The sequence below is a fragment of the Lysinibacillus sp. TE18511 genome (assembly GCF_054062295.1).
Window position 1 is genome coordinate 108,345 of record NZ_JBSSFD010000003.1, and the last position, 25,630, is coordinate 133,974.

21 protein-coding genes are annotated in these 25,630 nt (G+C 36.9%); 16 read left to right on the forward strand and 5 right to left on the reverse strand.

Annotated features, from left to right (window positions below):
- Nucleotides 1-284: 284 nt before the first annotated feature.
- The 4 genes from ACVWXS_RS03320 (at nt 285) to ssuE (ending at nt 5,178) form a co-directional block, all read left to right on the forward strand.
- Complete coding sequence (locus ACVWXS_RS03320; protein WP_456956162.1) at nt 285-2,366, forward strand: catalase; 2,082 nt, start codon at nt 285-287, stop codon at nt 2,364-2,366.
- A 408-nt stretch (nt 2,367-2,774) separates the two neighbouring features.
- Nucleotides 2,775-3,089: a hypothetical protein gene (locus ACVWXS_RS03325; protein ID WP_456956033.1), complete on the forward strand. Its 315-nt coding sequence runs from the start codon at nt 2,775-2,777 to the stop codon at nt 3,087-3,089.
- A 25-nt stretch (nt 3,090-3,114) separates the two neighbouring features.
- Nucleotides 3,115-4,452, forward strand: coding sequence for a dihydrolipoyl dehydrogenase (gene lpdA, locus ACVWXS_RS03330; RefSeq protein WP_456956035.1), 1,338 nt, complete (start codon nt 3,115-3,117; stop codon nt 4,450-4,452).
- Between the two features lie 192 nt (nt 4,453-4,644).
- A complete protein-coding gene (gene ssuE, locus ACVWXS_RS03335) occupies nt 4,645-5,178 on the forward strand; it encodes an NADPH-dependent FMN reductase (RefSeq protein ID WP_456956037.1) in 534 nt (177 codons plus the stop codon).
- Between the two features lie 158 nt (nt 5,179-5,336).
- On the opposite strand, the gene ACVWXS_RS03340 is transcribed toward ssuE, so the two are convergent.
- Entirely contained in the window at nt 5,337-5,492 is a 156-nt protein-coding gene (locus ACVWXS_RS03340; RefSeq protein ID WP_456956039.1) for a hypothetical protein, read from the reverse strand.
- 208 nt (nt 5,493-5,700) lie between these two features.
- Here ACVWXS_RS03340 and ACVWXS_RS03345 point away from each other — a divergent pair, with 208 nt between their 5' ends.
- The 8 genes from ACVWXS_RS03345 (at nt 5,701) to ACVWXS_RS03380 (ending at nt 18,435) form a co-directional block, all read left to right on the forward strand.
- Entirely contained in the window at nt 5,701-7,089 is a 1,389-nt protein-coding gene (locus tag ACVWXS_RS03345; protein ID WP_456956041.1) for an aldehyde dehydrogenase, read from the forward strand.
- 335 nt (nt 7,090-7,424) lie between these two features.
- Nucleotides 7,425-8,891 carry a UDP-N-acetylmuramoyl-L-alanyl-D-glutamate--2,6-diaminopimelate ligase gene (locus tag ACVWXS_RS03350; protein WP_374963678.1) on the forward strand — a complete coding sequence of 489 codons (1,467 nt, stop codon included), beginning with the start codon at nt 7,425-7,427 and terminating at the stop codon, nt 8,889-8,891.
- Between the two features lie 249 nt (nt 8,892-9,140).
- Nucleotides 9,141-10,718 (forward strand): peptide chain release factor 3, encoded by a 1,578-nt coding sequence (locus tag ACVWXS_RS03355; RefSeq protein WP_368636927.1) that lies wholly within the window; start codon nt 9,141-9,143, stop codon nt 10,716-10,718.
- Between the two features lie 198 nt (nt 10,719-10,916).
- Complete coding sequence (locus tag ACVWXS_RS03360) at nt 10,917-11,348, forward strand: hypothetical protein (protein WP_456956043.1); 432 nt, start codon at nt 10,917-10,919, stop codon at nt 11,346-11,348.
- 3 nt (nt 11,349-11,351) lie between these two features.
- Entirely contained in the window at nt 11,352-14,396 is a 3,045-nt protein-coding gene (locus ACVWXS_RS03365) for an efflux RND transporter permease subunit (protein WP_456956045.1), read from the forward strand.
- A gap of 138 nt (nt 14,397-14,534) precedes the next feature.
- Nucleotides 14,535-15,620 carry an SDR family oxidoreductase gene (locus ACVWXS_RS03370; RefSeq protein WP_456956047.1) on the forward strand — a complete coding sequence of 362 codons (1,086 nt, stop codon included), beginning with the start codon at nt 14,535-14,537 and terminating at the stop codon, nt 15,618-15,620.
- Between the two features lie 463 nt (nt 15,621-16,083).
- The gene (locus tag ACVWXS_RS03375; RefSeq protein ID WP_374963674.1) at nt 16,084-16,848 is read left to right on the forward strand and encodes a TerC family protein; all 765 of its coding nucleotides are present in this window, start codon (nt 16,084-16,086) and stop codon (nt 16,846-16,848) included.
- A gap of 231 nt (nt 16,849-17,079) precedes the next feature.
- On the forward strand, nt 17,080-18,435 hold the full coding sequence (locus ACVWXS_RS03380; protein WP_456956049.1) for a TrkH family potassium uptake protein: 1,356 nt from the start codon (nt 17,080-17,082) through the stop codon (nt 18,433-18,435).
- Nucleotides 18,436-19,022: 587 nt separating this feature from the next.
- On the opposite strand, the gene ACVWXS_RS03385 is transcribed toward ACVWXS_RS03380, so the two are convergent.
- Nucleotides 19,023-20,762 (reverse strand): B12-binding domain-containing radical SAM protein, encoded by a 1,740-nt coding sequence (locus ACVWXS_RS03385; RefSeq protein WP_456956051.1) that lies wholly within the window; start codon nt 20,760-20,762, stop codon nt 19,023-19,025.
- Nucleotides 20,763-21,078: 316 nt separating this feature from the next.
- On the opposite strand from ACVWXS_RS03385, the gene ACVWXS_RS03390 reads away from it, so the two are divergent.
- Complete coding sequence (locus tag ACVWXS_RS03390; RefSeq protein WP_456956164.1) at nt 21,079-22,440, forward strand: ATP-binding protein; 1,362 nt, start codon at nt 21,079-21,081, stop codon at nt 22,438-22,440.
- 122 nt (nt 22,441-22,562) lie between these two features.
- Nucleotides 22,563-23,009, forward strand: coding sequence for a MarR family winged helix-turn-helix transcriptional regulator (locus tag ACVWXS_RS03395; protein WP_068983365.1), 447 nt, complete (start codon nt 22,563-22,565; stop codon nt 23,007-23,009).
- Between the two features lie 159 nt (nt 23,010-23,168).
- On the opposite strand, the gene ACVWXS_RS03400 is transcribed toward ACVWXS_RS03395, so the two are convergent.
- From ACVWXS_RS03400 to ACVWXS_RS03410, 3 genes are all read right to left on the reverse strand, one after another.
- Nucleotides 23,169-23,867 carry a hypothetical protein gene (locus ACVWXS_RS03400; RefSeq protein ID WP_456956053.1) on the reverse strand — a complete coding sequence of 233 codons (699 nt, stop codon included), beginning with the start codon at nt 23,865-23,867 and terminating at the stop codon, nt 23,169-23,171.
- 64 nt (nt 23,868-23,931) lie between these two features.
- On the reverse strand, nt 23,932-24,546 hold the full coding sequence (locus ACVWXS_RS03405; RefSeq protein WP_374963670.1) for a CPBP family intramembrane glutamic endopeptidase: 615 nt from the start codon (nt 24,544-24,546) through the stop codon (nt 23,932-23,934).
- A gap of 80 nt (nt 24,547-24,626) precedes the next feature.
- Nucleotides 24,627-24,815 carry a YkvS family protein gene (locus tag ACVWXS_RS03410; protein ID WP_053483503.1) on the reverse strand — a complete coding sequence of 63 codons (189 nt, stop codon included), beginning with the start codon at nt 24,813-24,815 and terminating at the stop codon, nt 24,627-24,629.
- Between the two features lie 123 nt (nt 24,816-24,938).
- Between ACVWXS_RS03410 and ACVWXS_RS03415 the strand changes: the two genes are divergently transcribed.
- Together ACVWXS_RS03415 and ACVWXS_RS03420 are read left to right on the forward strand one after the other, a co-directional pair.
- Entirely contained in the window at nt 24,939-25,127 is a 189-nt protein-coding gene (locus tag ACVWXS_RS03415; protein WP_068983362.1) for a hypothetical protein, read from the forward strand.
- Nucleotides 25,128-25,219: 92 nt separating this feature from the next.
- Nucleotides 25,220-25,396 (forward strand): Spo0E family sporulation regulatory protein-aspartic acid phosphatase, encoded by a 177-nt coding sequence (locus tag ACVWXS_RS03420; RefSeq protein WP_368636917.1) that lies wholly within the window; start codon nt 25,220-25,222, stop codon nt 25,394-25,396.
- The last annotated feature ends 234 nt before the right edge of the window (nt 25,397-25,630 follow it).

A 25,630-nucleotide genomic window follows, 5' to 3' on the forward strand; every position in this document is an offset into this window, starting at 1 on the left:
TAAAAAACCTTGATAGGCTAATTTGAGGCAGATCCCGGATTGTTAGACAAACAATTTAACTTTTGGGGTTACTTCATTTGCCAATCAAGGTTTTATTTATTAATAGAAATTATTCTATAACCACTTCGATAGTAACTTTAAGTCACTGTTTAGCGGACTTTTTTTGAAACCTCCACTTTTCGGCATGCCCTTAGTGCCGGTCGTATTTCTGCTATAGCAACAATCTTGAAGCATGTTTATTCCAAAAAAACATATAGTGTATATTGAGAATTATGAGTATTGGAATGAAAGGGGATTGCGTGGATAATTCTAATTCGAATCAGCGCAAAAATTCAGATGAGAATGTAAAGGATCAGCAGCTGGAGCCGTTTCGTGTCGATAATGAAGGAAAAAAGATGACAACGAATCAGGGGTTAAAAGTTTCGAATGATGAGGATTCGTTGAAGGCTGGAGTTCGTGGGCCAACCATTATGGAGGATTTTCATTTTCGAGAAAAAATGACACATTTTGACCATGAACGTATTCCAGAGCGTGTTGTACATGCGAGAGGCTTTGCTGCACATGGGGAATTTGAGCTGTATGAGTCAATGAAAGAATATACAAAGGCGGGTTTTTTACAGGATCCAAATAAGAAAACACCTGTTTTTGTCAGATTCTCGACTGTAGTTGGCAGCTTAGGATCGATGGATACTGCACGAGATGTTCGTGGGTTTGCGACGAAATTCTACACGGATGAAGGCAATTATGATTTAGTTGGTAATAATATACCTGTCTTTTTTATTCAAGACGCCATTAAATTTCCTGATTTAATTCATGCGGTAAAGCCTGAGCCTCACAATGAAATGCCACAAGCAGCTTCAGCGCACGATACATTTTGGGATTTTGTGGCGAACAATCAGGAAATTGCACATATGATTATGTGGCATATGTCTGATCGAACAATACCTAGAAGTTTTCGAATGATAGAAGGCTTCGGTGTTCATGCTTTCCGTTTCGTCAATGATAAAGGAAAGTCCAGATTTGTGAAATTTCATTGGAAGCCTGTGCTAGGTGTTCATTCGCTTGTTTGGGATGAAGCGCAAATTATTGCTGGAAAGGATCCAGATTTTCACCGACGTGATTTGTGGGAATCAATTGAGATTGGCGATTATCCAGAATATGAGCTGGGTATACAGATGCTTGAGCCAGAGGACGAATTTAAATTTGATTTTGATATATTGGATGCAACGAAGCTTTGGCCGGAGGAGATAGTGCCAGTTAAAAAGATTGGGAAAATGACCTTGAATCGCAATGTAGATAATGTTTTTGCTGAAACAGAGCAAGTCGCCTTCCATCCCGGCAATGTTGTGCCAGGCATAGATTTTACGAATGACCCACTTCTACAAGGAAGGCTATTTTCTTATTTAGATACACAGCTCATACGATTAGGTGGACCAAACTTTAGTGAAATACCAATTAACCGACCTGTGTGTCCAATTCATAATAATCAACGCAATGGCTTTAGTCGACAAACTATTAATGTTGGGAGAGTAAGCTATCATAAAAATTCTCTCGCAAATAATACACCTTCTACCTCTACTGCAAGGGAGGGCGGCTATGTCCATTATGAAGAAAAGGTTGAAGGACGGATTACACGAGCACGCAGTAAATCTTTTGATAATCATTTCTCACAGGCAAGGCTTTTTTGGAATAGTATGTCACCTCCTGAAAAACAACATATCATCGATGCCTTCAGCTTTGAGGTAGGGAAGGTGAAAAGTAAGTCAGTACGCCAACAGGTTGTTGATATGTTCGTTCGAGTGGATAAAGAAATGGCAACAACTGTAGCTGATAATATTGGTGTTAATCGGCCAAAAGGGGAGCAAATAAATGTCACGTTATCATCACCTGCACTTAGCCAAGCTAATACAGTAAAAGTGCCACAAACACTTAAAGTAGGTGTACTAATAGGTGATGGATTTGACGCAAATGAAGTCGGAGAAGTGCTGAAATATTTAACAAGACAAGGTGTTCGGTACAATATTATTTCTGACAGATTAGGGGTCGTTACTAGCAGTGATGGCGTACAGTTAACAGCAAGTGACACATTTATTACGACGGATGCGGTACTATTTGATTCATTATATGTTGTAGGTGTAAAGGCAAACAATCAGGCAAAGTTTAATTCGTATATTGTAAATTATATTAATGAAGCGTATAGACATTATAAACCGATCGGCATTGCCACATCTGGTACTATATTTTTTAATATGTCCAATGCTAATGTAGGACCAGGAATTGTGTTGGCAACTGGCAACAAAGATTTCGCTAAAAAATTTGTAGATGCCATTGCCCAGCAACGCTTTTGGCAACGAAATATTTATTAACCCGCGGAGCAAGGGAATATCCGCGAAAGCACAGTAAATATCCGCGTAAAGGTACGGTACCCTATCGAAAACCTTTGCTTTAGATTTTCTATGAAATACTTCATCCATCATGGTGAAAATTTAAGTCTCTCGTTGTTCAATAAAGAATAATGAGAGATTTTTGAATGTTGTACCTTAACGTTTTAACAAAAAACATCTGTTGGACTCATGCCTTCAGCCGATTCCAGACGCAATGATGCTGAGGTATGATTGATTGACAATAAAAATATCTGAGGCCATACAAATTTTCCTTTTATGATAACAGCTTGAAGTAGATAAAATGTTGCTAAATTTCCTGCAAATTATATGGCTCATCACTAAAAGTTGTGGGTGACATTTGTTAAGACGTATGCCTTGTATATAAGTTGATTGGAGTGGAGACTGGGCGACTCCTTGGGGATCAGCGTCAGAGGAACGAAGGCTAAGAGCATCACATCCTGTGATAACGCCTTCGTGACCAACATCGTGTTGGCCCGAGACCCTGGAGCGAGCAACGCGAGTGAAGCGGCTCATCGGACGCCCCCAGGAAGCTCTGCTCTGCGCGAAAGCGAAGCGTCAGCGGCAAATGTTTTATCTGTGCGAAAGCGAAGCGACAGCAACAAAGCGCCCAGTCGGAACGGAAATCAACCACACGTTATGGTGATGAGCCAATTATATGGCATTGCATTCAAATTTTGTAAATGATATGGTGGTAAATGAGGTGAATTTCGTGGAAAAATTTGATATTGCAATTGTTGGCGCAGGTCCAGGGGGATACGTGGCAGCCATTCATGCAGCAAAATGCGGCAAGAAGGTCGCTTTAGTGGAGCGCGATAAAGTAGGGGGAGCCTGCTATAATGTCGGCTGTATTCCTTCGAAAATTTTATTGGAGCATAGCAAGCTTATTCAGGAAATAAAACGTGGTAATGACTGGGGAATTGAAACTCCTACAGTACATGTGAATTTCCCGCGATTAATGAAACGTAAAGATGCTATTGTTGATGAGCTTTTAACGAATATTGAGAATTATATTTTGAGCAATCAAATTACCTTTTATCGAGGAGAAGCAGCAGTAGCTAAGGATTTAACTGTAACTGCTGGAAGTGAGTCCTTTACTGCAACGGATATCATTTTAGCAACAGGAAGTAAACCATTTGTCCCGCCATTTAAAGGTTTAGAGACGTCTTCATATTTTACAACGGATACGTTTTTTGATATTGAGGAGTTGCCAAAGCAGTTAACAATAATTGGTGGTGGCGTTATTGCTGTGGAGATGGCATTTAGCCTGGCACCACTAGGAACGAAGGTGACGATGCTAAATCATAGTGAAGATATTTTACAGACAGAAGAACCGGATGCACGACCGGTTATTCGCGAAAAGATGGAAAAGCTGGGTATTGAGCTTGTAACAGATTTTCAATTCGAGCATTTTAATGGTAACGAAATTCATACATCTAAAGGCATTTATACATATGAAAATCTTTTGTTTGCAACAGGTCGACGTCCAAATACAGAAATCGCTCAGCAGCTTGGTCTAGCATTCGATGGTCGATTGATTGCTGTCAATGAGCATCTTGAAACAAGTCAGCCACACATATATGCCATTGGCGACTTAGTTGGTGGTTACCAGCTAGCTCACTCAGCGAGTGCAGAGGGAATTCATGTTGTGGATCATATTTTAGGAAATAAGCCGGCACTGATTGATCAAACGTTGATTCCTCGTTGTGTTTATACACATCCTGAAATTGCAACATTTGGTTTACTGGAAGAGCAGGTTGAAGAACCTTATACGGTGACTCAAATGCCTTTACAGACAAATCCTAAAGCATTAATGGAAGGGAATACAGGAGGTTTTATTAAGCTTATTGCAACGAAAAAGGAAGGACGTATTTTAGGAGCATGTGTTGTTGCTGATGGGGCAACAGAAATGTTAAATGCTATTTTAGCTACTAAAAATGCTGGAGGCACTGTCCATACGCTCGCAAATATGATTTTCCCACACCCTACAGTTTCAGAGCATATTGGGGATGCTGCAAAAGCTTTTTTTGACAAAGCCATTCATCAATAAAAGTTTAAAATTTATTGACTTTACAAGTTAGTATGTTAAATTAAATTCATAAGATTACTTGGTATTAAAACTTGAGTTGACTAGACATCTAGAGGCTTCTATTTTACGTAACGGGATATGCACCCGTCTGTAAACATAGAGGCTTTTTTAATTTTTTAGAGGCAAATAGATAGCTTAAAGGGAGTGGCTAATATGACAAAAGCAGTTATTATTAATGGCAGCAATTCGAGAAATTCACGCGTTACGGCGATTCATGAAAAGGTAGAGAACTATTTCAAAACACAAGGAATAGAGGTACATACAAATTATGTGCATGAATTACCTGCAGAAGATTTAATTACAGCAAATTTTGCAAGTGAAGTCATCATTTTAGAAAATAAACAGGTGGAAGAAGCAGATATTATCGTACTATTAACGCCCATTTATAAAGCTTCATATACAGGGATTTTGAAAACTTATTTAGATTTGTTGCCACAAAAAGCATTGCATCGAAAGATAATCTTACCAATTGCTGTAGGAGGTTCTATCGGGCGTTTACTTGCGTTAGAATATGCATTGAAACCAATTTTAGCTGTACTAGGAGCTACCACTATTTCGCATTCGGTATATATTGTGGATAAACAAATCATTCGGCTTGAAGATGGAAGCTTTGCCATCGAGGATGAAGCGATCAATCGACTTGACGTAGAATTAAAGCAGTTACAGCAAATTGTATTAGTAAACTAAAAAGGATCCATCACTAAAAGTTGGGAATCGTTGTCGCAAATGAGACGATAGAGCGAGCACAGTAGAAAATTGACGGCTAAAAATACATTTAAGAGAAATAAGTATCAAGTCTACAAAATAGCGCATTATAGGAAATAACCGCCTATAATGCGCTATTTTTAATTTGTATCAAGTTCTTGGTTTTTCTCAACTGATGTTGTAGAGAGATATAAGAAAGCCTCATCTTGCAATAGCAATAATTTTTCTTCACTAATACCGTGCGCTAATGGTCCAGAAAAAATAGACTCCCACCAAGTTCCTGTTGTTGTTGTCATTCATCTACGCCCCCGTTTCTTTTTCAATATGTAGTTGTAAATTTCCAAAAATCACAAACCATCTTAGCTACATTCATTACCTCATCACCTCATAACTAATATAAGAAAGAGGAATTTTTGCTTTCAATGTTGTATCGTATAGACAAAGATAGTTTGTTTCAAAATGAAAAAACTATGTATGCCATTTTTAAAAAAGGGGTGCTTTATGATGAATTTTACGCCACAAGACGTAGAGAATATGATTACAGAACAGCGTCAATTTTATTTTTCACGAGCGACTAAGAGTACAAAATTTCGAAAAGAGCAATTAATAAATCTGAAGAAATCAATTTTAAAATATGAAAAAGAAATTTTGAATGCTTTACATTTAGATTTACGAAAGAGTGAGTTTGAGGCATATGCAACAGAAGTTGGTATTGTTTTAGATAGTATTTCTTATATGGTAAAGCATGTTGAAGAATGGATGAAACCAGAAGTTGTAAAAACACCAATTCAATTTCAGATGGGGAAAAGCTTTATTGTTCGAGAGCCATATGGGGTGACATTAATTATTGGCCCATTCAATTATCCATTCCAGCTCGTAATGGAGCCATTAATCGGTGCAATTATTGGTGGCAATACGGCTATTGTAAAACCATCCGAAACATCTGTGCATACAGCAGTAATTGTTAAAAAAATAATTGAAGAAACGTTTAGTCCTTCCTATGTGCGTGTTGTAGAAGGAGAAAAAGAAGAAGTGACGGCACTTATTCATGCATCCTTTGACTATATATTTTTCACAGGAAGTGTGGCAGTTGGGAAGGTTGTTGCAAAGGCAGCTGCAGAACGATTAACACCGATTGCCTTAGAACTTGGTGGGAAAAGTCCGGCAATTGTCGATCAAACAGCCAATTTAGAAGTAGCAGCGAAAAGAATTGCTTGGGGTAAATTCTCAAATACCGGACAAACTTGTGTGGCACCAGATTATGTCCTTGTCCATAAAGATGTCTATGACCGATTTATGAAATTATTGAAAGAAACGCTTCGTGCCTTCTATGGTAAAAATGCATTAAAAAGCCCTGACTATGGTCGTATTGTGAATTTAAGACAATTTGATCGATTACAGCAAATAATAACGGAAGAACGTGATGCAATTACGTTTGGTGGTAGAACAGATCGAGATGATTTATATATTGAGCCTACAATTGTTGAATATGTGAAATGGTCAAATCCTTCAATGCAGGATGAACTATTTGGTCCGATTTTACCTGTGATGTTGTATGATGATTTGCCGCTTGCTATTCACCAAATTCGTCAGTTACCAAAGCCTTTAGCGGCATATTTTTTCTCAGAGCATGAGAAAGCTATTCAGTACTTTTTAGAGGAATTACCATTCGGTGGCGGATGTATTAATGACACGATTACACATGTTGGGAATTTACATTTACCATTTGGCGGTGTTGGTTCATCAGGGGTAAAAGCGTATCACGGGAAGGCAAGTTTTGATAACTTTACTCACCCAAAATCTATATTAAAAAAATCTTCAAAGGTAGAGACGAATATTCTATTTCCTCCGTATAAACAAAAAGTTAAGCTTGTACGAACTTTTATGAAATAGTAAAGAATGAGGTGTCGGGACACAAAAGGTCTTCGACACCTCACTTTTAGTCGTGACATTTAAACAAGCTCTCCAGATATATAGCTTCCAATTAAAAAATACAGTTGTCGATAAATGCCGATTTTTGATAAATTAGGTACATTTCAGTGAAATATTTAAGATATATCAAAATGATAGCGTTTTCATCGAAAAAACGTCCTAAGAGGCATTTTATTTATGGATGAATAAGTAGTAAAATAAATTCAATAGAATGTGGGGGTATTCATATTGTCATTTTTTGTCGAAAAAACAACAAATGACGAAATGAGTGTAGAGATTGATTGGAGGACTATGAAATGTATGCAGAGGAATTGTTAAGTGCATTACCTTTGAAAAAAATAATTGGAGTATTACCTGACCAAGTAAGTGATATTGTCATTGATTCACGAAGTGTGCAACCAAATAGTATGTTTGTTTGTATAAAAGGTTATACAGTGGATGGTCATGACTATGCACAGAAAGCGGTTGAAGGTGGCGCAACAATCGTTGTGACTGAACGAAAATTACCATTAGGAGAAACTATTGCACAGGTGATTGTGAAAGATACGGACCGAGCAGTTGGCCTGCTAGCTGCAAAGTTTTTTGATTATCCATCTAAGGATATGACAATGATTGGTGTAACAGGGACAAATGGAAAAACATCAGTAACTGGTATTATTCAAAACATCATGCATGGGATGGGCGAGAAATCAGCACTAACAGGAACAATCGGCTTTAATTTAAATGGTATTTTATATGAATCTGCAAATACTACGAGTGATGCATTGTCGACGCAACAAATGATTTTCCGTGCAAAAATGGAAGGCTGCCGATTAATGACTATGGAAGTATCTTCGCACGGTTTATCACTTGGACGTCTGGCTGGTGTAGATTATGATGTAGCTATTTTTACAAATCTTTCACATGATCATCTTGATTTCCATGGTACGATGGAGGAATATGGTCATGCGAAGGGCTTATTATTCTCTCAACTTGGACAAGACTTAGAAAAGAATAAATTTGTTGTGTTAAATGCTGATGATGCTTGGTCAGAGCGTTATGCAGCGATGACACCATTTCCAGTATGGACATATGGTTTAAATAATGAAACAGCTGATTTCCGTGCTATTAACTGTGAGTATCATGATTACAAGACATCTTTTGACGTTGAAATGTCAGAGGGAATATATCATGTACAAATGAATTTACTCGGGGAATTTAATATATACAATGTACTTGCTGCTATGGTTGCTTTTTATGGCCGTGGTTATTCAATGGAAACAATCATTGAACAAATTGAGCAATTACCATCAGTAAAGGGACGTATGGAAAAAGTTTGCTCAGATTTACCAGTACAGATTTTTGTTGATTATGCACATACACCTGACGCAATTGAAAAAGCGATTTCTTCAGCTCAACCATATAAAAAAGGCAAGCTTATTTTCCTAGTTGGCACAGGTGGCAATCGTGATAAATCGAAACGTCCAGCAATGGCAGAAAAGGCATCAGCTGCTGAATACGTTATTTTGACGACAGATGACCCACGTTATGAAAACTACGATAGTATAACAGGTGATCTTGCCAAAGGGATGTTACATGAAAATTTTGCATGTATAGGAGATCGTGCTGAGGCAGTACGTCATGCGATAGAAGTTGCTGAACCAGGAGATTTGATTATTTTTGCTGGTAAAGGTCATGAAGATTATCAAATTATTGAGAATACAAAATATCCTCATAGTGATGCGGAAATTGCAATAGAAGCGGGCCGTTTAAAATTCGTATAATAGCTATTATCTGTAATTAAGCTGCTCTTAGTGCCGTATGTAGAGCCTACTTGAATGTGAGACCGCCATACATGCAACAATGTGATAAATTCAAGACATTCAGAGAACCCTTTTAGTAATAACTAAAGGGTTTTCTTTTGGGTTCTATTTTAAGAAGAACCTCTTTTTTGGAGATTTCATGTAAAAAGGTTGTGCGAAAGGCGAGTCTTCTTTTATTATTATTAAGTATGAAAAAAGGAGAATGACGAGATGAATTCAAATTTAGAACAAGATATATTATCACGTCGAACTTTTGCCATTATCAGTCACCCTGATGCTGGGAAAACGACGATTACAGAAAAGCTTTTACTATTTGGTGGCGCGATTCGTGATGCCGGTACAGTAAAAGGGAAAAAAACAGGTAAGTTTGCAACTTCTGACTGGATGGAAATTGAAAAGCAACGTGGGATTTCTGTAACTTCTTCAGTTATGCAATTCGATTATAACGGATCACGTGTCAATATTTTGGACACACCTGGTCACCAAGATTTCTCGGAGGATACGTATCGTACATTAATGGCTGTAGATAGTGCTGTCATGGTTGTCGATGCCGCTAAAGGTATTGAAGCACAAACTTTAAAACTGTTCAAAGTTTGTAAAATGCGTGGTATTCCGATTTTTACTTTTATCAATAAACTAGACCGTCAAGGGAAAGAGCCACTTGAGCTGATTGAAGAGCTTGAGGAAGTACTTGGCATTAACGCATACCCAATGAACTGGCCAATTGGTATGGGTAAAGAGTTTTTAGGTATTTATGATCGTTACAATAAACGTATCGAGCAATTCCGTACGGAAGAAGAAGAACGCTTCTTGCCAATTGATGATAATGGGGAACTTGCAATCGAGCACCCAATGAAAGTGACTTCTTATTATTCACAAGCGATGGACGACATAATGTTACTCGACGAAGCGGGTAATGCGTATTCTGAAGAAAAAATTCGTCGTGGTGAATTAACACCTGTTTTCTTCGGTTCAGCTTTAACAAACTTTGGTGTGCAAACATTCCTAGAAACATATTTACAATTTGCACCAACACCACAGCCTCGTATTACTGAGGATGAACAATTTATTGATCCAGTTGAGCATGGGGAGTTTTCAGGTTTCATCTTTAAAATTCAGGCGAATATGAATCCTGCTCACCGTGACCGTATTGCCTTTGTACGTATCGTATCTGGTAAATTTGAGCGTGGCATGAACATGACTTTATCTCGTACAGGTAAATCATTCAAAGTGACACAATCAACACAATTCCTTGCTGATGACCGTGAAACTGTAGATGAAGCTGTTGCTGGTGATATCATCGGTTTATATGACACAGGTACTTATCAAATTGGTGACACAGTTGTAGGTGGTAAAAAGACATTCCAATTTGAAAAATTGCCACAGTTCACGCCAGAGCTATTCGTTCGTGTAACTGCGAAAAACGTAATGAAATCTAAGCAATTCCATAAAGGGATTTTACAATTAGTGCAAGAAGGCGCTATTCAATATTATAAAACATTGCATACAGAAGAAGTTATTCTTGGAGCAGTTGGTCAATTACAATTTGAAGTTTTTGAGCATCGTATGAAAAATGAATATAATGTTGAAGTGAGGATGGAGCCAATTGGTTCAAAAATTGCACGCTGGATTGAAAATGAAGAGGATGTTAAAGAATCAATGTCTTCGGGGCGTTCAATGCTTGTTAAAGACCGTTTTGATAATCTTGTTTTCTTATTTGAAAACGAATTTGCCATGCGTTGGTTTGCTGATAAAAACGAAAACATTAAACTATATAGCCTTTTATAAGAAAAAACACGAATCGACATGTGCGATTCGTGTTTTTTTACAAGGAAAATTGGCGCTATATGTAGAATATATACAGTATTGGGAAATTCGAATCTGATTGTTTACAAATATATAGACTCATCACTAAACGTTGGGATAGCATTTGTTAAAGCGGTTGCTATGTATATAAGTTGATCTTCGTTCCGACTGGGCGACTCCTTGGGGATTAGCGATAGAGGAACGAAGACTAAGAGCATCACATCCTGTGATAACGCCTTCGTGACCAACATCGGTGCTGCTGCCGCTACGCTTTCGCGCAAAAAACATCTGTTGGCCCGAGACCCTGGAGCGAAGCGGATGTTTTCTGTGCGAAAGCGTAGTGCTAACGTAGCGGCAGCAAATGTTTTATCTGTGCGAAAGCGAAGCGTCAGCAACAACAAAAGCGGCTCATCGGACGCCCCCAGGAAGCTCTGCTCTGCGCGAAAGCGAAGCGTCAGCGGCAAATGTTTTATCTGTGCGAAAGCGAAGCGACAGCAACAAAGCGTCCAGTCGGAACGGAAATCAACCACACGTTATGGTAATTACCAAATTTATAAAATATTCTCCTTTTCGGCTATCATAGAAAGGACGAGAAAGAAAAGGAGCATGTAAAAAGTGAACATTAGTAATTTTTCTATTAAAAAGCCTGTTTTTACAATCGTTACGATGTTATTGGTCATTATTTTAGGTGGCGTGTCATTATTAAAAATACCGATTACACTTATTCCAGAGTTAAGTCCACCAATAGGTGTCGTCGTTACCTCTTATCCTGGTGCAAGCCCTACAGAGGTTAATGAGAAAATAACGAAGCCATTAGAAACATCACTTTCAACCTTGCCAGGGATAAAAAAATTACAGTCTACCTCGCAAGAAGGATCCAATTTAATTATTCTCGAGTTTGATTGGGCAACCAATATTGAAGATGTTCAGCTCGATATATTACAACGAATCGATATGACCCCTTTACCAAATGATGCTGAGAAACCTAGTTTTTTAAAATTTGATCCATCACAATTTCCTATAATACAGCTTTCCCTACGTGCGGAAAATGACAATGTAGACGTGCGATTACTCGCAGAAGCCTTAGAAAAAGAACTTCGTCGAACAGCTGGTGTCGCAAGTGTAAATGTTTCCGGTAAGCTTATAGAAGAAGTTCAAATAACTTTAGATGAGTCGAAGCTAGTTGAGAAAGGAATAACCCAAGCGGATATTATTCAAATTATTCAATCGAATAATGTTTCTCTTCCTGGTGAACCAGTGTTAACAGCTGATGGGAAAATGTTAACTACTCGTATTGTTAGTACATTAAATTCGCCAGAAAGCATTGCTGATTTAATTATTTCAGTAAATCCAATAGATGGTAAAGCTTTAACGGTTGGAGAAGTAGCGACTGTTGAGCGCGTGGAGCAGAAATCCATAACTACAACAAGAGCAAATGAGCATCCTGCAGTTTTAATGTCTGTATTACAGGAATCGGGTGCAAATACGGCAGAAGTATCAAAGGCTTTTAAAGAAGCTTTAAATGACCTATTAACGAAGAAGGAATATGAAGGAATCGTTGCGGATGTGCTAGTGGATCAAGGTAATTATGTGGATTTAGCGATTAGCAATATTGGATCTTCTTTACTTTTAGGTGGGTTATTCGCAATGTTCGTGCTATTCGTCTTTCTGCGTAGTGTGAAAAGCCCTATTATCATTGGAATTGCGATTCCATATTCAGTTATTGTTACATTTGTTTTAATGTTTTTTGCAAATTTCTCGCTCAATATTATGACATTAGGAGCGTTAGCACTTGGCATCGGTATGCTTGTTGATAATGCGATCGTTGTTATTGAAAATATTGAACGACATTTAGGTCTTGGTAAGGATCCGATAGTAGCAGCTACGGAAGGGACAAAGGAAGTGGCACTTGCGATTACGGCTTCCACTCTCACAACTATTGCAGTATTCATTCCTGTCATGTTTATTGAAGGTTTAATAGGACAAATCTTTACAGAGTTTGCATTAACTATTTCATTTAGCCTAATTGCTTCTTTAGTCGTTGCGTTAACAGTTGTCCCAATGCTGGCAAGTCGTTTTTTGAAAATGACATCTACAAATATTTACGAAAAACATAATGAGTCACTTTTCTACAAGAGCTACAAATCATCGGTTATTTGGGTACTGCGTCACCGTATGCTTGTCCTTATCTCAGCCGTTGTTTGTTTTGGACTTGCGTTGTTTGGACTTACGAAAATTGGCACAGAGTTTTTACCGCCAACCGATGAAGGATTTACATCCATTAGTGTGAATCTTGAAAAAGGTGTAGCACAATCAGAAACAGAAAAAGTTGTGGCGAAAATTGAAGAACGCTTAAAACAGGAGAAAGATGTTGACGTATATGTTAGCTTTATCGGTGGTACACAGCAGACACAAGCGCGAGGACAGACAAGTGCAAACCAAGCAGAGCTATATGTAAAGCTTGTCCCTTTAGCAGATAGGGACCGTTCAATTTTCGAGTTTGTAGAAGAGGTTGAGCGAGATTTGCGTGCGGAGCTTGGCGAACAAGCTGAAATCGCCTTCAGTGCCTCAACGTCAACTGGCTCTTCACCGAATACATTAACGTTTAGGTTAACTGACTCTGATGAGCAACGACTTCATAGCTCTGTTGATAAAGTGCAGCAGGAGCTATTAAAAGTAAATGCCGTCACAAAAGTAACTACGGATTTAGATAACGTTGTAAAAGAAATTCAAGTAGAAGTAGACCGAGAAAAGGCGAAGGACTACGGATTTGTACCCGCACAAATTGCTCAAACGGTCAATCAAATGACAAAGGGACAACTAACTACGCAAATAATTGCAGAGGATGGTGCAGTATTACCTGTCTATACAGGCTTTGGACAAGTGTTTAATGATAGTATCGAATCCTTAAAATCGATGCAGCTTCGTTCACCTGCTGGTTTATTTGTAAAACTAGAGGATATTGCGACTGTTTCTGTAAAGGAAGGGCCTGTATCGATTAGACGTTCTGATCAGGTTGCAGCTGTTGCATTTTTTGTCGATTATGAAACGGAGGAATCCTTAGGAGGTATTTCAGCTAAAGTGGATCGAGCATTGGAAAAAGCTGATTTACCATCCGAAACTCAAGTTGTCTTTAGTGGAGATCGTGAGCTTTATGATAGTGCGATTAAAGATATGCTTTTAGCAGTCGTACTAGCAATAGTGCTTGTGTATATCGTGATGGCTGCACAATTCGAATCATTCAAATATCCATTCGTTATCATGTTTACGGTACCGTTAATGGTTATAGGCGTCGTAATTGCGATGTTTATTACGAACACGCTAATTGGTGTGACATCTATTATAGGGATTTTAATATTAGTTGGAATTGTCGTGAATAATGGGATTGTACTTGTAGATTACATTAATCAACAAAAGGCCAGTGGAATGGCAACGTACGATGCGATTTTACTTGCTACACAGGATCGAATTCGACCAATTTTAATGACTGCATTAACAACAATTTTAGGATTATTGCCACTTGCTCTTGGCATTGGAGAAGGAACAGAGATGAATCAACCTATGGGGATTGCAGTAATCGGAGGACTTGTGACATCAACTTTGCTGACATTATATATTGTACCAGTTGTTTACAGCTTAACTTCTACTGATAGAAGTTAAAGCCTCCGGCGGATGTCACGGAATAGGAAAGGAGTTCTTTGTGCAAGCACAAAGCCGATTCCGGACGCAATTATGCCGAGGCATAATTGATTGGATAAAGAAACTAGGAAGATGCGGTAAGTTCAGGGGGAATGAGAGATGGGAGTTCATTTTTTTACAGGTTTTCCAGGGTTTATTTCGGGTCAGTTAATACGCGAATTATTTCGAAAAAATCAATCTCAGGAAGTAATTGCAATTGCTTTAGCTGGTGAATTAATAAAGGCAAATATAGAAAAAGATAATATATTAGCGGAGTTTCCTAACGGTTCTATTCGTATTGTAGAGGGAGATATTACATTACCGAATCTTGGTCTAGAAAATCAAGTTGGACAGGAAATTGTATCTCAAATTGAGGTGCTTTGGCATTTAGCTGCAATTTATGATTTAGCAGTACCACGCGATATAGCGTGGAAGGTAAATGTGCATGGTACGAATATGGTCAATGAATTTGTTCGAACGCTTCCAAACTTAAGACGCTATATGTATTTTAGTACAGCGTATGTGGCAGGTGCACGTGAAGGCGTTTTACGTGAAAACGAACTAATTCGCCCTTCTGCATTTAAAAACTATTATGAGGAAACAAAATATGAAGCTGAGCAACTAGTAGAGGATTTAAAAGCAGAATTACCACTGACAATTATTCGACCTGGCATAGTCCGAGGCCATTCTGAAACAGGAGAGACAGTTAAATTCGATGGACCTTATTTCTTTTTAAATATGGTAGATAAATTAAAGTGTCTTCCATTTATTCCGTATATTGGTCAATCGCAATCAACGATCAATGTAGTTCCAGTAGATTATATTGTAAACGCCTCGACTTATTTAGTAGATGAAAAATGTGCTGAAGGGAAAACTTTGCATCTAACGGATCCAAATCCACATCCTATGCAGGAAGTATACCGGACGATGGTAAAATTATTAACTAACCGCTATCCTAAGGGACGATTACCGTTAACACTGGCAAGAGTATCTTTACAAGTGCCACTTATTCGGAAAAATCTAGGTGTTGAGCAAGAATCTTTAGATTATTTAACTTGGAATGCGAAGTTCGATACATCAGAAGCTGTTGCGATTTTGAAAAAGGGAGGTATTATATGTCCCGATTTTATACAGACTATGCCTAGGATGATTGATTTCTATTTAGCGCATAAAGAAGATAAAATTTATCAAATTGAGATAAAGTGAAACTTCACTCAATGAAACATTGATTCATAGTTGAACCTATAGGCATTTATGGCATCCTCATTTTCATATAAAGTGGGCGTTAAACTGTCCGTTAATGGGGATACAGTGAAACTAACGAATTAATGGAGAGAAACTTTGCCAGCCTTAAATGATAGTGCTATAATAAGTTTACAGAAGAAAATCCTTCGACGTTTTGTCAAAGGGGAGTAGCTAACTGATACGAGCGATGTATCTGGATTCACATTCGTCATGACATGGTTTTTACCATCGGGTGTGATAGGCGAATAACTCTATGCTAGGGTATTTAGTTACTAGTAATAGAGAGAAGTACTGATCATGAAGTGTCAGGTATTTATTTGCTTAGCGAGACCTTTGCCTTTTTAAAAGGGCAGAGGTCTTTTCTTTTGTACTCGAATAGTAAAAACTATTTTGAGTATACAGAGCTTTAGAGGGAGGCACTTGAATGGAATCAATTTTTTTACAATACGGTTGGGTGCTTATTGTACTTGTAGTATTAGAAGGGCTATTAGCAGCAGATAATGCGGTTGTAATGGCTGTGATGGTGAAGCATTTACCACAAGAGCAACAAAAAAAGGCGTTATTTTATGGATTATTCGGAGCGTTAATATTCCGATTCGCAGCACTCTTTGTTATCACAATATTAGTGAATTATTGGCAAATCCAAGCGTTGGGAGCAGCTTATTTATTATTTATGTCTGCCAAAAATATATATGATTTGCATTATAAAAAGGATTCAACAGAGGAGTCTAATGAAAAGGTTAAGAAAAAGGGCTCTGGTTTTTGGATGACAGTTCTTAAGGTGGAAGCTGCGGATATTGCATTTGCTATCGATTCTATGCTTGCTGCAGTTGCCATTGCTGTAACTTTACCTGAGGTAGGTCACTTTGAGGTTGGTGGCATCAACGGTGGTCAATTTATTGTCATGTTACTTGGTGGATTTATTGGAGTCATTATGATGCGATTTGCGGCACAATGGTTTGTAAAAATATTAAATGACTACCCATCACTTGAAACCGCTGCGTTTTTAATTGTAGGTTGGGTAGGTGTTAAGCTTGTTGTGCTAACTTTGTCACATGAGAAAGTGGGCATTTTACCTGTAGATTTCCCACATTCTACTGCATGGGAGTTAACTTTCTGGATTGTGTTATTAGCCATCGCACTAGGAGGTTATCTTGTAGGTATACGTCATAAAAATCAAGATAAATAATTAACTTATTTCAGCAAACAACATCCGCTGAAATAAAGGAACTCAGGCTAAGAACCTCACATCCTGTGAAAACGCCTGAGTGACCAACATCGTTTTGGCCTAAAGCCTCCGGCGGATGTCACGGAATAGTCGTAAGAGGGATAGTCGTATCTATTCCTCTTTATTTTTTTATGTATTTTTCCTATACTAATATCTATCGGGTTTAGCATTATGTGAGAAGGAGTTGTTAAAGTGCCCTGGGAAAAACCATCAAATAGACTTGTAACGCCTTTTCAGGTACTTGTTTCTTATTATTTTATAGCTATAGCGATTTCCTTTCTGTTACTACGGCTACCAGGCGTACATCAAGAAGGTGTGGAAGTTTCATTATTAGATAGCTTGTTTACTGCAGTAAGTGCAGTTAGTGTAACAGGTTTAACAACAATCAATATTTCTGAGAGTTATACAACATTTGGGCTCGTGATGGTCCTTGTTATTTTACAGCTTGGGGCAATTGGCATTATGTCACTTGGTACCTTTGTTTGGTTACTTGTTGGGAAAAAAATTGGTATGCGCGAGCGTCAATTAATAATGATTGACCATAACCAATACAATTTGTCAGGGGTTGTTCAATTAATTCGAGAAATATTGAAAATCTTAATTGGCATTGAAGTAGTGGGGGCGGTTATTTTAACTTTGCACTTTACCAATTATTTCGATACTTGGGAAGAAGCATTGATTCATGGTGTCTTTGCCTCCATTTCAGCAACTACAAATGGTGGTTTTGATATTACAGGGATGAGTTTACTACCGTTTCATAACGATTACTTTGTTCAACTGGTAACGATGGTGCTCATTGTGCTTGGTGCTATAGGATTCCCTGTGCTGATAGAAGTGAAAACTTTTTTACTCCATCGCCATGAGAATTTTCGATTTAGTTTATTTACTAAAATAACAACCTCTACATATGCCATTCTATTTGTGGTAGGGGCTGTCGTTATTTTTTTGCTTGAATCATTCCATTCCTTTAAGGGAATGCCTTGGCATGAGGCGCTGTTTTCAGCGATGTTCCATTCTGTTTCAACGCGATCAGCTGGACTTACGACGTATGATGTAACAACTTTCAGTGAAGCGACAGATATTTTTATGAGCTTTTTAATGTTTATTGGTTCGTCACCAAGTTCAGTTGGTGGTGGGATACGAACAACAACGTTTGCGATGGCCATTCTATTCTTAATTACTTTTTCACGAGGAAAAGAGGATATTCAAGTATTCGGACGTGAAATACATTTAATTGATGTATTCCGCTCGTTTGTTGTCATTTTATTGGCATTCTTTATGGTATTAGTCGCAACAATTATTTTACTCATTACGGAGCCAAACGCGACTCTCATTCAAATAATTTTCGAAATTACGTCAGCATTCGGAACCTGTGGGATGTCTTTAGGAATCACTTCCGATTTATCAGAAATTGGTAAAATTATTATTATGATTTTAATGTTTGTTGGTCGTGTCGGTTTAATCTCCTTCCTGTACACTCTCGGTGGTGGCGGTAGAGGCAAAAAGTCTAGCTATCACTATCCTAAAGAGCGTGTAATAATTGGTTAAGTAACTGACACATCTCAAAAAGCCCAGGCTCAAAATTAATTGATTGAGTACCTGGGCTTCGTAATTTTTAGTTAGATGAATTTTTATAGAGTAATTCCTTTTTAATCTAACTCTTTGTGAGGCATTGTTATTCGGAATTGGTAAATCTCTTTATAGTTTGCAAGTTCGAAAGACGCTAAAGTTTATTGAAATACCATAAATGAAACTAAGGATTTTAAAGGTTATCTTAGTAGAAAATCTATTTATAAAAAGTGACTTAGATTGCTTAATTGAAAAAAATAGCTATTGTCATACAATTGTCAAAAAATTTTAAATTGTTTTTTCCTGAGTATAATGACTAAATAATGGGTATTATATACAAGGTTCCTACATTGGTGTACTGAGAATTTAGTTCTAAACTTTTTTAGGATAATTGTAATGCCTTCTTACACATCTGGTGACCATAAGAATGTATGGCTTTTCTTGAAAATGAGGGCATTAAAAAAGTAATTGTTAAGTTTCATTTTTAGGTTACTGAGAAATTTAAGAATTTTTTATGAATGCAAAAACGCTAGTCCAACTATTTATTAATGGACTAGCGTTTCTTATTATATAGAGTGGATTGACGCAAAGTATGGTGCTTGACCGTGACGGAAGTAAGTTAAGAGATAACCATTTTTTTGTACAATTTTGCCATTTGAGAAATTTTGGTAATCGACGTGATGAGGAATAATGAGCGTATGTTTAAACAACTCTTTTTCAGATAGATTGAAGCTGGCGAATTCCTCACCTGCAATTGCAGGGTTTTCACGTAAAGCATTATAAAGTGCTTTTTGTTGCTCCTCTGTAGGGCGCTCTTTCCACCATAATTTACGTGGTTGGAACTGCTGAGCCGTTAAATAGTCTAGTTGCATTAGGCTTTGAATGATAGTTAAATCGGCACCTTCTACAGTTTCTAAAAACATTAATAAACGACGGAATAAATCCTCGAGCTGATGACCGATACGCGACCAACCTTTTGTTTCCCAATAAGTACCGAAATTTTGGAAGAAATCAAATGGTGTTTCAAACACTTCAGTTACTAAGTATTCAATCGTATGATCCATACGGTGATCGTTCCAATATTTCTCAAGTACATCCTCTGCATGTTTAATGCGTACTATATCATCAAATGTTAAGACATTGTTTGAGAAAATCTCGTAAGGAGATTGGTCCACATACGTATAGCCGAATTTTTCAGCCTCTAGACGAAGGCCTGTACCACGCAGAAGTTTTAGGAATCCAAGCTGTAATTCCTCTGGTCGCATTGCGAAAACATCATTAAATGTTTGACGGAAGCTTGCGTAATCTTCCTCTGGTAAACCAGCGATTAAATCTAAATGCTGATCAATCTTTCCACCATCTTTGACCATCGTCACTGTACGCGTAAGTTTTTCAAAGTTTTGACGGCGCTGTACAAGAGTATTTGTTAAATCATTCGTGGACTGAACACCTATTTCAAAACGGAAAAGACCTTTTGGTGCGTTATCATTTAAAAACTGGATAACCTCAGGACGCATAATGTCTGCGGTAATTTCAAATTGGAATACAACCCCTGGCTTATGTTCATCGATTAAAAACTGGAACATTTCCATAGCATAGCTGCGACTTATATTAAATGTACGGTCAACAAACTTAATAGTACGCGCACCATTGTCCATCAAGAATCGAATATCTTCTTTTATTTTTTCTCGGTTGAAATAACGAACGCCTACTTCAATAGAAGATAAACAAAATTGACAGCTAAATGGACAGCCCCGACTTGTTTCAATATATTGAATTCGTTTACTTAGATGAGGGAGATCCTCCTCAAAACGAAATGGACTTGGCAACTCACGCAAATCTATTTTTGGCGCCTGTGCGTGAATCCGTACTTTACCATCCTCTAAGTAGCAAATCCCTGGAACATCCTCCAATGGAATTTCTCCATGTAAATAGCGTAGTAATTGTTTAAAGGAAGTTTCTCCTTCGCCCATAACAATGAAATCAACCTCTTCAATTCTGCGTAACCAGTGGTGGGAATCGTAAGAAACTTCAGGACCCCCGAGCAAAATTTTAACATTTGGGCAGACAGTTTTTAACATTTTGATAACGTGAATGGTTTCTTCGATATTCCAAATATAGCAACTAAATCCTACAATATCAGGTTTTTTTTGAAACAAATCTGATACAATATTAAAAGCAGGATCTTTAATTGTATATTCTGAAATGACTGGATTAAACTCCGGTAAAGCAGCACCTTTTAAATAACGCAAAGCTAAATTTGTGTGAATATACTTTGCGTTTAACGTAGTTAAAATAGTATTCATGCAATAATCTTCCCTTCAATTTCTTATTGTAACAGTCAAGTAGCCGTCATACAATATAATTCTTTTTACCTATTTATTTTGTGAACAGTTCGTGAAATAATTTTAAATACTTAAATTTACTAAATTTTGTAATAATAGAATCGTGCAGTCATAAAGTATAGTAAAGGCTCAAAATTCGATTAAGAGGTTTTTTACTCTTTTGAAAGGTTCGGTGAGAAAGTTGAAGCAAAATGATATTAATCAATGTTTTGGAAATCTTATGAAAAGTACTTCGTCACCAACACTTATTCTTAATAAAGCAGGAAAAATTTTGAACATGAATGAGGCTGCTATTAAACTTTTTAACCTCAATTCAACATATATTGGCTACTTAGTTATGGACGAGCCATCAAATTTAAATTGGGCGAAGTTCATCAAACAATTACAAAGTGATTTGAGATCAGAAGAAATCTTCAATATTCAAACAGCTAGTAATGGATACGAAATGATGTCCTTCAAATGTTTTTATGATCCGAACACAGAAGAAATTGTTGCGCAAATTTCAACGTTAAATAATGACATAGCTCATGAATTGTATGTTAGCCAAGAGCAAGAAAGATCACAATTTTTCAATGCTTATGATTACTTACCATATGCTGTTATTGTAAGTGACGCTAGCGGTATAATTCTTGGGCTAAATAAGTATGCTGAAATGTATTTAAAAATAGAAAAATCACAGCTTCTTCATAAGGCACATCAACACATATTTGATGCATTTACGTTGAATAATGGTCAAATTACAACATACCTTTCTAAACTGATGGGTGAAAAACATGCAAGCATTCATGTAGTTGATGAAACTCAAGTTAGCAGAACTTGCTATTATGAAATATCGAGTATTTTTGATGAATATAACAATATTATTGTCACAGTCATTATTGATGAAACAGAAAAGAAACAACTTCAACATAAAGTTGAACATCAGCAGGCTTTAAATGTTGTCGGACAAATGGCCGCGAGTATTGCCCATGAGATTCGTAATCCATTAACTTCTTTAAAGGGCTTTACCGAATTATTAAAGCTAAAAGCTGATGAAGAGTCTCGCATGTATTTATCTGTTATCGATAGTGAACTCCAAAGGATGGAGCAAATTTTATCTGAGCTTTTAGTATTGTCCAAGCCTACCAGTATGAAGGTGGAATTATTAGAGATAGACAGCATTGTGAAGCAAGTGATTGAGTTTATGCTACCAGATGCGCTTATGAAAAATATTATGATTCAATATATCTCTCCTTCTAGCCAAGTGTATATTGGAGGCAATGAGAATCGCTTAAAGCAAGTATTCATGAATCTTATTAAAAATGCGATGGAGTCCATGAATAATGGTGGAACGATCACAGTAGAAATGAATGTGATTGACTGTGCGATTGTAGAACTAATGGTTAAAGACGAAGGTGCCGGTATGGATAGCACTACCCTTCAAAACTTATTCCAACCTTTTTACACGACGAAATCAACAGGGACAGGACTAGGCCTTGCTTTCGTGAAAAAGGTGATTGAAGAGCATGAAGGTGTAATAGGTGTGAATAGCGAATTACAGAAGGGGACATGCTTCCACTTACAATTCCCAATTTACACATTCAACCAGATAGATAAAATGGATGTATCCACGAAAGATTCTGCTTATTTAGTAACATAAAAGGAGTCATACTGGTTGCATAAATCACCATGATTTGGCACAAAATTAAATATTGCTTTTGACAATGCTTTTCTAAAATCGCTATAATGGCTGTATAGAGAGCGAATTGAGAGGAAAAGGATATGACGTCAGAAGATTTAAAGCAATCTTTAAAACTATATATTGTATTGTCACGTGCGCATAAAGCAATTAATGAAACGACACATCAATTTTTTCAAGAGAATGGATTAAACCCAACTGAATTTGCTGTATTAGAGCTTCTTTATCATAAAGGAAGACAGCCATTACAGCAAATTGGCAATAAAATTTTGCTAGCTAGTGGGTCTATTACGTATGTCATTGACAAGCTTGAAAAAAGAGGATATTTATTACGTGTCTCCTGCCCATCAGATCGCCGTGTTACCTATGCGGAAATTACAGATAAAGGTGAAGAATTCATGGGAGAACTATTTCCTGAACATGAACGTCAATTACATGAATTGATGAGTGTGCTGTCGCTTGAAGAAAAAGACCAAGCTATTACTTTATTAAAAAAATTAGGGCTATCTATAAAGGATCTGTCTTATTAAAAAGAGTTGTCTCAATGCATTTGAGGCAACTTTTTTTAATGTAAGAACCTCCCATTTTGATGTTCTATCCGTCACCTTTGTTTCTATTAGCACAATGCAAGCTTTTAAAACATAAAAAGACTGTAGAGCAAACAAGTTTGTCTACAGTCTTTTTGAAAATTATTTTTTAGAAATAGTTGACGCCATTTTAAGCATAGCATCTGTTAAATCTAGTTCGTCGTTATCGTGAATCGTTAGTTTTGTAATTAAACCGTCTTTTTCAAAAACAACGCCGACTACTTTTTCGGTATCAAAATCTACAACATAACCCTCAACGCTTTTAGCATCTTTAAATGCAGCTAGTTCCTCAGAAGATAAGGCTACTGGTGCACCAACAGCATTCATATGATCTTGCATAGATGTCTTTGCATCATCATAACTTGATTGTGATGCATCAACTGTTTCGATACGCATAAATACTTCTGAATTTTCATTAGAAACTAACATGTCTTTACCTGGTTCTTCTGGAGAAAGTGTAAATCCAGGTAGCTGTTGCATTTTATAGCCTTGATCAACACTTTTAGATTCTGTTGCATGTTCAGTTTTGTCTTCGCCTTTTTGTTTGTATTTAACTTCTTGTTCTGTCTTAGCTGAAGTGTCTGTGTTGTCTTTATTTGTTTCGTTTGATGCAGGCGTTTCTTGCGATTCATCTACAGCCTTATCCTCAGTTGCTGGTTGTTGTTGTTGTTGTTGTTCAGTCGGTGTATTTGATGGCTCATTTTTTTGAGTATCAGATTCCTCTGTTTTATCAGAAGTACATCCTGCGACTAAAACGGCTGTTAGAAGTAATGCAGATAGAGAAAAAAACATTTTTTGCATGAAAAGCCCTCCTTTTCTTAATTAAACGTTGGTAAAGATAAAATGTTTCCAAAATTTAATGTTATCATGGTAAAGGTAACACTAAAAATAATAATAGTACAAAAACTACATGGGTTACAATAATTAGTGGCATACTTTTACGCCATTCATATAAAAAGCCCCAAATAAGGCCAGTTATAAGTGCAGCGATTACACCAAGTATAAAACCACTTAGTGCAATAGAGATGGCGCATAAAACCGCTGTTACAATAACAGCGAAAGTAGGGCGCATAAAGCGTTTCAACTGTTGTTGAATATAGCCTCGCCAAAATAGCTCTTCACCGATAGCTATAATGAACACCAGTAAAATATAGTGCCAAATATTGTGTGGTCCATAGTTTCTTAAGAAATTTTGTACTGTTTGTACTAAAGAATCATTAATGAATGGTGCAAGCCAATAGCCAAAGCGTATAATACCGTATGTTATTGTACCGTATCCAATACCGAAGAGTAAAAATTGCCAGGTAGGTAACTGATCTTCGATTTCACCAGCCATAAGTGCAATTGCAATACATACAAGCAAAGTAAATGAATATAGGTACCAAAATACAGCTTGGTTAGCAAAGGTAAAAGCTAGCATGCCATAAACGAATAATAAAGAAAGGAGAAATATTATTGTTTGTTTCGAATTTGTAAGCATAATTAAACCTCCATACTTTAATTTTAACAAAAAAAAAGTCCCATATCATCTATAAAGACAAATAGGGACTATTCAGACTATTAAGCTTCATTTGTATATAAAATTTTGTAACGTTTATGGTTGACGACCGTTTTCTCTTCAATTTCAAGGGAATCAAAATTCTCCATATATGTTAAATCAACAATCACCGAATTTTCATTTACTTTTTCGACTATACCTTGTAAGCCATCTTTAAACTCGATAATATTTCCAACCTCAGCTATTTTCACAGACAGTCAGCTCCTTCATCGACTAATAATATACAGTTTGCATGAAAAAAAGGGAAACGTAAAGCCTTTTTTGAATAATTCATAATTTATTACACAAAATGATAAAAGAAAGGGATAGAATACATGGAAAAATACGAAAATATGATTAAACAATTACAAAACGGGGAAATAAGCAGTATAGAAATAGAAAAGGAACAATTTTATGAGTTTCGAGAAGTGCTTGTAAAACATCCTTTATTTAAACATATTAGAGGTGAGGCCAAACAAAATGGACGAGTTATTTACACGTATCAGGAAATTCCTAGAAGTTAATTTGTCGAACATTGTCGTAAGTTAATGCTGTAAGAAATGAAATATAAATGTATAATAATGGTATGATTATTTGTGTGTGGAGGGTTGTATGAATGGTCAATCTACTCTTGAAACAAATGGAACAAACTCGTGAGATGATGATTCGCTCAGGTGTAGAAAACGGGTTGCAAAATGCGAAAACCATTCAACTGAGTCGCAGATTAGATCAGTTAATGAATACTTATTATAGACAGACAACATTTGAAGAAGAAGAAAATCAAAAAGGTTGAAAGAATGTTCCGATATTCAGAGTATAAACTTTTAAATAAATGTTTAAAAAGTATTCTATGGGGGGATACTTAATTTGAACACAGCAACATTCTCATTTCCCCCTTTAGAGCAGTGATACCCCATCAACTGCTCTTTTTTTTATCTTCATTCTATTGAAGGAAGATAAAGCCTCCGGACGCAATTACGCCAAGGCGGAATTGCTTTACTCGTATATATGTAGCACATAAGGTTTT